The sequence below is a fragment of the Candidatus Woesearchaeota archaeon genome, from assembly GCA_016187565.1.
GTDB lineage: Archaea > Nanobdellota > Nanobdellia > Woesearchaeales > JACPJR01 > JACPJR01.
In genome coordinates, this window is record JACPJR010000006.1 from 1 (window position 1) to 8,308 (window position 8,308).

7 protein-coding genes are annotated in these 8,308 nt (G+C 40.7%); 4 read left to right on the forward strand and 3 right to left on the reverse strand.

Annotated features, from left to right (window positions below):
- Positions 1-163, reverse strand: a 163-nt coding sequence (locus HYW21_01720; GenBank protein MBI2548044.1) for a hypothetical protein, incomplete at its 3' end; no start/stop codon positions are given.
- Between the two features lie 113 nt (positions 164-276).
- Complete coding sequence (locus tag HYW21_01725) at positions 277-456, reverse strand: hypothetical protein (GenBank protein ID MBI2548045.1); 180 nt, start codon at positions 454-456, stop codon at positions 277-279.
- Between the two features lie 99 nt (positions 457-555).
- Here HYW21_01725 and HYW21_01730 point away from each other — a divergent pair, with 99 nt between their 5' ends.
- The 3 genes from HYW21_01730 to HYW21_01740 are packed head-to-tail and all read left to right on the forward strand — an operon-like array spanning position 556 to position 4,981.
- Positions 556-1,110, forward strand: coding sequence for a hypothetical protein (locus HYW21_01730; protein MBI2548046.1), 555 nt, complete (start codon positions 556-558; stop codon positions 1,108-1,110).
- Positions 1,107-1,775 (forward strand): hypothetical protein, encoded by a 669-nt coding sequence (locus HYW21_01735; protein ID MBI2548047.1) that lies wholly within the window; start codon positions 1,107-1,109, stop codon positions 1,773-1,775. The genes HYW21_01730 and HYW21_01735 overlap by 4 nt, the downstream gene beginning before the upstream one ends.
- A 50-nt stretch (positions 1,776-1,825) precedes the next feature.
- The gene (locus tag HYW21_01740; GenBank protein ID MBI2548048.1) at positions 1,826-4,981 is read left to right on the forward strand and encodes a S8 family serine peptidase; all 3,156 of its coding nucleotides are present in this window, start codon (positions 1,826-1,828) and stop codon (positions 4,979-4,981) included.
- A 173-nt stretch (positions 4,982-5,154) separates the two neighbouring features.
- Here the strand turns inward: HYW21_01740 and HYW21_01745 are convergent, their stop codons facing one another.
- Positions 5,155-6,582 (reverse strand): right-handed parallel beta-helix repeat-containing protein, encoded by a 1,428-nt coding sequence (locus tag HYW21_01745; GenBank protein MBI2548049.1) that lies wholly within the window; start codon positions 6,580-6,582, stop codon positions 5,155-5,157.
- 152 nt (positions 6,583-6,734) lie between these two features.
- On the opposite strand from HYW21_01745, the gene HYW21_01750 reads away from it, so the two are divergent.
- On the forward strand, positions 6,735-8,308 hold a 1,574-nt coding region (locus HYW21_01750; GenBank protein MBI2548050.1), incomplete at its 3' end, for a hypothetical protein.

Below are 8,308 nucleotides of genomic sequence, written 5' to 3' on the forward strand. Positions count from 1 at the left end.
TCCCAAGCATCTTACTTACAGCAACAAAGGCAAATCCTAGAATGGCTATCATCAGAATCAGCAACACAAGATAACTTACCGAGAGCTCAATACCTTTTTTATTGCATACACATCGCTGAGAAAAAGAACCTGCTATGCTTTTATTGGATGGTATCAGCTTCACAAATAGTACATTAATGTGAAGAATCTATAAAAACCTTTCTATTTTTTGTTACTTAGTTGGGGTAAGAAGGATTTTCGAAGAAGAAATTAAAGAAAAATAAATAAAAAACAAACCTAAGACACGCTGATGATCTTCACTGCATCAGCTGCAACAATACCACCCGTACTCGGGAAGATTGCTACTCCTTGTAATTCTGAGTCATCAAAGGTATATCTTCCTAAGTAGATCCATTGATCTCCTGGCGTGCTCTGATCAACGTATTTGGTTGTCAAGCCATACTTGTGCTTGATCATGTACTTTGCAGTTTTACGGCACTGTCGTAAGTTTTTCAGAAAAGCGGCCAAAAGCTTTATTAAGGACTTGACTGTAATTGGTTTTGGGGGGTTGTTACCATGAAAAAACGCATGATATTATGGGTTATAACAAGCTTATTCCTAAGCATAGTCTTCACGACAGCTCTGGATACTCCGTCAATTTTAACGCCGTTTTCTCCAGATCCTTCTCAACTTCCTTTTGCAACAACCATTCACAACCAAACCATTCATACCCCCTCTATCCAGGAGTATTTTAGAGTGTACCAGAACTTCACGAATCTGACGTACAAAAAGTTTGATTCTTACGATAAAACGAGCATGAAGATTGGTGCACGCCTGGATACTCAACGTGGCTATATCATTGATAAGGAAAAATACGTTATTGATTTGCTGTACTGTGATCGTAACACCAAGGCTTGTTTCTTCCGCATTAACGGCGTGCCAACCCAGAGATTGTACGATCCAAAATACAGCAATGCCAGCAAGCCTTCTGTCTTTACCTTGAATGAGAACGTTTCTCTACAGATTGCATCCATTACCTTTAATTTTTGTGATCATCGGCGGTTTTGTAACATACCATTTGAGGCCTATGATATTGTTCAGGTGGAAATAAGAAGAGGTGAGGAGAGGTGAAGAAAAAAATCTTACTTACGAGCGTACTTGTTTTGTCATTATTTTTGGTCGTTGGATGTCAGGAAAAAAAGTCAACATACGATGACAATAATACATTGAGCCAGATTCCATCGGATAATTATTGTGAAAAAAATGAAGATTGTGTTCCTGCATCCTGTTGTCATTCTATAGAGTGCATTAATCTAAAGTTTAAACCTAATTGTGAAGGGATAGATTGTACGCATGAAGTGATTCCAGGTAGAGCATATGATTCATCTGATTGTTTATGTCAAGAAAAAACGTGTCTAAATAATGAGTCGATGAGCAATTTTGATGAAGAAATTGAAGGATTATTTGTTGATCCTCAGGTTGTTAGTGACCTCGAGTCTAATGATGAAGTTCTTGTTTCTGTTTTGTTGAAAGGAGATCGAAATTTGATCTGTGATAGAACTGTCCGTGGTTGTCATGCTGAATATGAAAAAAATGCGGACTATTATCAAGGTCTCGAACAGGAAGTCTTGTCAACACTTGATGAAGGAGATATTAAGCTTATCAACATGATGAGTTCTTCTCCTTCATTCTCTGGGTATGTTACTGAGAAGGGTTTAGAGAAACTTATTACAAATCCCAATGTTCTTAGAATTGATGGAGATAAAGTGGATTTCATAGACCACCTAGAGGATTAAAAATGCTTAGCTCTCGACTCAATCCATATGATCCCAGATGGAGTTTATTTTTGATTCTCTTCATTTCCTTACCGCAAGAGGTTTTTGCAGAAAATCATTCAGTTATTGTTGATCCCAATGTTGAGAAAGTTCTCTTAGATCATGAAACCGTTTTGGTTTCTGTTCTATTGGATGCACCGGAGAGGTTACCATATGGTGATATTCCACGAACGATCTCTAAGAGGCGACCAATAATGGAGAAAAATGCACAATACTTTCGAAGTATTGAAAAGAAAGTTCTAGAAAATCTCAATAAATCAGATTTTGAATTGATTCGGATGTCTTTTGGATATCCTTCTTTTAGTGGATATTTGAGATCTACAGGACTGGAAAAGTTACGTAATGATTCACGAGTACTTCAGATAGATGCAGATCGAGAAAATTGGCCCGATTTGACTGAAAGCGTGCCCCTTATTGAAGTTGATCCTTTAATGTGGAATCAGGAATATGTTGGATCTGGGGTTACTGTCTGTGTAGTTGATACGGGGATAGACTGGACACATCCAAGTATGGGTGGTTGTGAATCAATGGGACCTGACTGTAAGGTGCTTTATGGGTACGATTATTATGACAATGACCCTATTCCAATGGACTTTAAAGGTCATGGGACCCATGTTGCTGGTATTGTTTCTCTTGACGGAGAGCTAAAAGGTGTTGCCCCTAAAAGTCATTTAATTGCTATGAAAGCATGTGCAGATGTTAACGGATCTTGTAGTACTACTGCGGAAGCCAATTCCATCGATTGGTGTTTGGAGAACGCAATGGCATACAACATTTCGGTTATTACTATGAGTATTGGTGGGAGCAAAAGTTATAGCGATCCTGATTGTATCCCAACTTATCCTTCTGTTAGAGCTATCAATGACGCATATGATGGTGGTTTGTTTGTCTCTGTTTCTTCAGGAAATGACGGATTTAAAGATGGAATTCAGGAACCTGCGTGTGCACGAGGTGCCGTTTCTGTAGGTGCAGTGTATGATCAATCATTTGAAGGGACATTTCACTATAATGATTCTGGGTGTCAAGATGTAAACCCCTCTGAGAAAGATTTATACTGTCCAACTAATCGGTATTCTACTCTTGATTTACTGGCACCTGGTGCTAAAATTAATTCTGCTGTTCTGAATCATTCATTTGACAATCATTCAGGAACATCAATGGCTACACCACATGTTGCTGGAGCAGCAGCACTTCTACAGCAAGCCTACAATAACACACTTACTCCTGATCAAATTCAAATTGCGTTAAAGGCATCTGGTGAGCCTATTTGGATTTCAGATGTTAAAATGTCTAGTGGGAATACAGGTGCTTACTTCCCATTAATCCGAGTTGAGAAAGCTTTGCGTACTTTAGAGTATTTGGATACGCTTAACACCGACTGGCCCACCTATCAGCACGATAATAGAAGAACAGGATTTACCTTACTGAAAGGAGATATGAGTAATGCTAAGGACGTTGAGCAGTTGGATTTGTTATTTGAGACTGGCAGAAATGTTGATTTAGCTTCACGAAACGTTGTAGCAGATTTGGATAATAATGGCCATGAGGAGGTGTTGGTGTGGAGTGTTCGTGGCACCATGGAAGATCCTGATGCATGGTTGTATGTTTTTGAGATGCAAGATCGTGGTCATGGTTTACAACTCAGACAACGTGGTTCGTTGCACGTTGGAGATTTTTCAAATGGCGCTCCGATTATTGCCAATACTGATGGTGATGCGAATAAGGAGATTGTGGTTGGACTCGCTAATGGGACGGTTTATTTAATTGATTATACGGTAAGAGGTGAATTCTTAGATTTATATCTGAAATGGTCTCAAGGTTTTACAGTTCCTGAGCATTACAGTCCTCGGACTGATGACTGGCATCGTGGGATGATTGGGATAGGGATGGCAGCTGCCGATCTTGATGCTGATGGAACCACCGAGATATTGTTTACTGACTTTGTTGGTCCAGGCCTGGACGTCTGGTCAGGGCAATTGTATGCGTTGCATGACAATGGCAATCAATATGGTTTAGTCACGAACATAACCGTAGGAAACGGTGGTTCAAAGGGTGGTGTTTCTGTAGCCAATGTTGACAATGATGAAGAACTAGAGGTTATTGTGGGTACGTATTATGCCTTACAGGTGTATGATTATGTGAATAATCGTCTTTCATTAAAATGGCAGGAAACCTCCTTTGGTTCGTTTAGTGGTGCTCCGGTGATTTATGATTACGATCGTGATAATCAGTATGAGATTTTGATGACCACCTCAGTTTCCTGCAGTCCTTATAAGACATGCAGTAATAGCTTTTATGTCTTTGACGCAGCAACAGGCCGTCGTGAGAAATGGTTATTGTTATCCTTCTTTTCTCCGTTTACCGTAGCTCTTGCCAATCTTGATACTGATGCGTCAGTTGAGGCAGCATTATCGTTTACGTACACGTATGACACTGATAAAGGCGGTATTGCCTGTATTGATGTTGCTGGTGAACGTATTGATTGTGAGTATACGAACAGTAATACCTTTGTTAGTCCTGGCTATCCTCCGGTTATAGCCGACATTGATGGCAATGGTGACAATGAAATCCTTATTCCCGAGAACAACAAGTCACTATTGCACGTTATTAACGGTGATGGCACCCAGCTCTTTAATTACAGTTTTGGTGGGTTGATTGGGAGTTCACCTGCTATTGCTGACATTGATGATGATGGCAGGGCAGAGATTGTGGTTAAGCGTGCAGGCTCTCCGTACAGTATCATGGCTACGTTGGGTAGCAACAACCATCAGCCATACCTCGAACCCATGAAACCGGTTATTGCGATAGCAGGTCAAACAGCAAGCTTACAGGCAAACGCTTCAGACCCTGATAATGATACCCTAACCTTGTATTACAGTGCACCGTTCAATGAAACCGGGCAATGGCTGCCAACAAACAATGATACGGGTGATTACACCATTCTGGTAGAAGCATCTGATGGTAATTTATCCCATCACCAGTATGTGCCTGTCAAGGTCCTGCCTGAAGGTACACAAGTAATTAATGTTTTTGCTGATGGGTCATTCAACAAAACTCTCGTGTTTACTGAGCCAGGGCAAGTACAAAGAATTACCATCAAGATCCCCAAGAAAGCACAGCTCATCTATGGGACCATGAAGATAGAAGGAAAACCGTCAGAATCATAAAGTCAGTGATTTTAGCAAAGATTTTCATGAAGGTATTTTTAACTATTACAAATGAATTTCGATTTCATGAAAAAACATAGGTAATAACTGTAAGGATTTCTATTTCCTAAGGTCCTTTTCCTCGACAACCTCTCGAAAGGTGTATCAAAAATAAAATAAATAAAAAAGAATGTCTAAGACACACTGATGATCTTCACTGCGTCAGCTGCTACGATACCACCAGTACTCGGGAAGATTGCTACTCCTTGTAATTCTGAGTCATCAAAGGTATATCTTCCTAAGTAGATCCATTGATCTCCTGGCGTGCTCTGGTCAACGTATTTGGTTGTTAGACCGTACTTATGTTTGATCATGTACTTTGCAGTTGTACTCATCTGTGGGCTCCAGGGATGATCGAATTTCCAGGCATAGACATCATAACGGCTGAGTAAACTGTGGACTTCCCAATAGACATAATCACTGCCTGAGCTTTGGGTGTGATACAAGGTATTGCCGTCGATAGCATCAGGGTAATTAATGCTCTGCCAGCCAGCAGTAATGATCGGATCATCACGAGGAACTATGCCAGTAACTTCTGCCAATGGCCCATATCCCATTCCATTCAGTAAAGCAGCACCGCCATTAAACCATCCTCCTTGGTTATCAAGCACTTCACTGCAGTCTGGCTTGATACAATCTCCCTCACAGCTAGGCGTAATGTTGAAGTCCCAAGTATTCTGAATACCCTGGTAACAGTATAAGTTTAAGTTAACATCAAGGCCATTGTTCTGGTTATGGATGGTGTTTCCCCATAAGACATTATTTCGTGAGCCACCCAAGTCAATACCCCATCCTTCATACGTTGTGTCTGCTTCAGTCCAGTTTCGTGAGCTGATGTCATTGCCCGTAATGCTGTTTAAGTCACCACCAATAACCTCAATACCATAAATATTGTCAACAAAACTGTTGTTTGCTACGGTATTGTAATTGGCACCTGCAACATAACTTCCGAGTGACATTCCTTCACCAAAATACGTAATGGTATTGTTGACGTACTCGTTGTAGTTTGCATTGTACGAATTCATAATCCCAAAGCCATCACCACCGCCAGTAAAAACATTGTTTCTGATGATGTTGTAATCAGCATGAATGTTTAAGGCTGGATTGTTTGAGTTCAGGGTAAACGTATTCCCCTCAAAGGTGTTCGAAGGTCCCCAGATAGAAGATTGACCGTTTACCTTATTGTCCTTAATAAGATTTCCTGAAGAAGCTATTCCAACCCCAAAATTCTGAAAGGTGTTGTTGAGAATCATACTGTTGTTAGAATAATCAAAATCAAGGCTTGCTTCTGGAAACCCACTAACTTTACAGTTTTTGATTGTAAATCCCTGTTTGTTTTGAGCAGTTATTCCAATGGCATTACTGTTCCCATTAATCGTGTATCCCTGACAATCTAGGGTAATATCATTTGCTCCTATGGTAATACATGGAGACCGATCAGCAGTAATATTTCCTACAAGAACGCTGTTGTCATAGATGGTTCGACAGCCCACTACTTCAACACCATAAACATTAACAACACTCACTAAGAAAACTAACATTAATAGCCATAGTTTTTTCATTCGTTCCACCCCTCTATGATATTTACTACTGTCTTAAGACGAATGAGTATATAAATCTGTCGGTTTTTTCTTGGTTTCGGAGATTATTCGACGACAAATAAAAAGGTTTAAATAGAAGGTGTCATCAAATCCTATTACAAAAAAAGGCGGCAATGAAAAGAGAAATCTGGATAACAGGTATGAAGGGTATTGGACTGTTTATTTTCATTTTCTCTCTCTATCTCGTCTTTGAGAACCCCCACTATTTTCAGTCGTTGACTATAACAGGCAACGTGGTTCAGGATAATGACGTTCAATCGCTCGTGTCAGTACTCGAAGCCCGATTAGAGAGTGATCCCTACAGCACTGACATAACCGTGTCAGGTTTAGTTCAGAATCTAGATGGGACCTACGAAATGAATTTCTCAGTGTCTGCGGAAAGCGGTCAAGATAGTCTTGTCCAGTTCCATGGTCTCAATGATCCTGCGGGTATAACTACGTTGCAAAGCGGGTATGATCCTCGTTTCGCTACTGCGATGGTTTACGTTGGAGGAGTCTTTACCTTTACCAATGCCACCGTGCGATTGCCCATCTATAACAAAAACGTCACAAAAATCCTCAAGTGTCCTAATGAACAATGGCACACAAACAATTTAACCTGTTCCCGATGGGAAAGCACAAACCTTTCTTTTATTGAAAATAATGATTTTGTCGAGATAGTAGAAGTCGCAAGTTTTTCGGGTTATGTCGGAACGAGTTATACGTATGATGATTTTGAAGCGAGTGGGACCACAGACTACTGCGACAAATTGCCTCAGAACGCAGAATGGTCCGGTTCCATCTGTTCGACTGGCGCAGGGAGTTTCACTATTATTCAAGATACAAGTATAGCATATATGGATAAGAAATATGGCAATGTGAGCAAATCAAATTCGGGAAACAGTTCGAAAGTCAGAGTGGAGGTTTACGATCAATACACTCCTCCTGGGAAAACAAGTATTTACCTGCGTAGTTATATCAACGTACAGAATGTTTCCGTTGCATCGGGAACAAACTATGCGTGGATCTTCATGGGTGTAGCGGATGCATCCTCACCCTTGCCGTACTTGCAGGCCTTTGCGTATTTTGATGAGAATGAAAGTTTAGGGTGTGGGTATTTCTCAGGCTCAGGTCAGGGAACCTTTGGAGAATGTGCAAACCAGATAAAACAGAATCTGAGTCTAAACTCTTGGCATCAACTTGAGCTCTATTATAGCCGTACAGGTCAGGTAATATGTTGGCTTAATAGTACGGTCTTCTGCAATCAAACCGGCATTTCCTTTAACAATGAACAGATTCGGTATGTAAGTTTGGGTGTGGTTGACAATTCAGTTGCAAATGCCACGGGTACAATATTAGTTGATGAGTTTCGTGCAGCAGCGAGCGTGATAGGCGCGTACCCTTCAATAAGCAATATAACGGTAAGCAACCTATCAGTTTACGACGACCAAAATGTTTCTTTGTTTGCCTTGATAAGTGATCCTGATGCAGGTGATAGCATTCAAACGGCGTATCTCAACAAAAGCGTCATAGAGTTATTTCAGCTGCCGCAAGTGAGTTCTGAGAGTCGTGCAGGGACGTTAACATCAGCAGGAAGTAATTACTCGCTTATGCTGAACGAATCCTTGTACGCCAAGAGTCCATCTTCTGCAAGTTACACGGTTTACCTATCGTTGTTCGGGAATGACTCAGTGGGACAGGTGCAGAA

What these genes read in the sequence shown, in the direction of transcription:
- HYW21_01725 (MBI2548045.1), bottom strand. Translation starts at nt 456, where the DNA reads ATGATCAAGCACAAGTATGGCTTGACAACCAAATACGTTGATCAGAGC.
- HYW21_01730 (MBI2548046.1), top strand. Translation starts at nt 556, where the DNA reads ATGAAAAAACGCATGATATTATGGGTTATAACAAGCTTATTCCTAAGC.
- HYW21_01745 (MBI2548049.1), bottom strand. Translation starts at nt 6,582, where the DNA reads ATGAAAAAACTATGGCTATTAATGTTAGTTTTCTTAGTGAGTGTTGTT.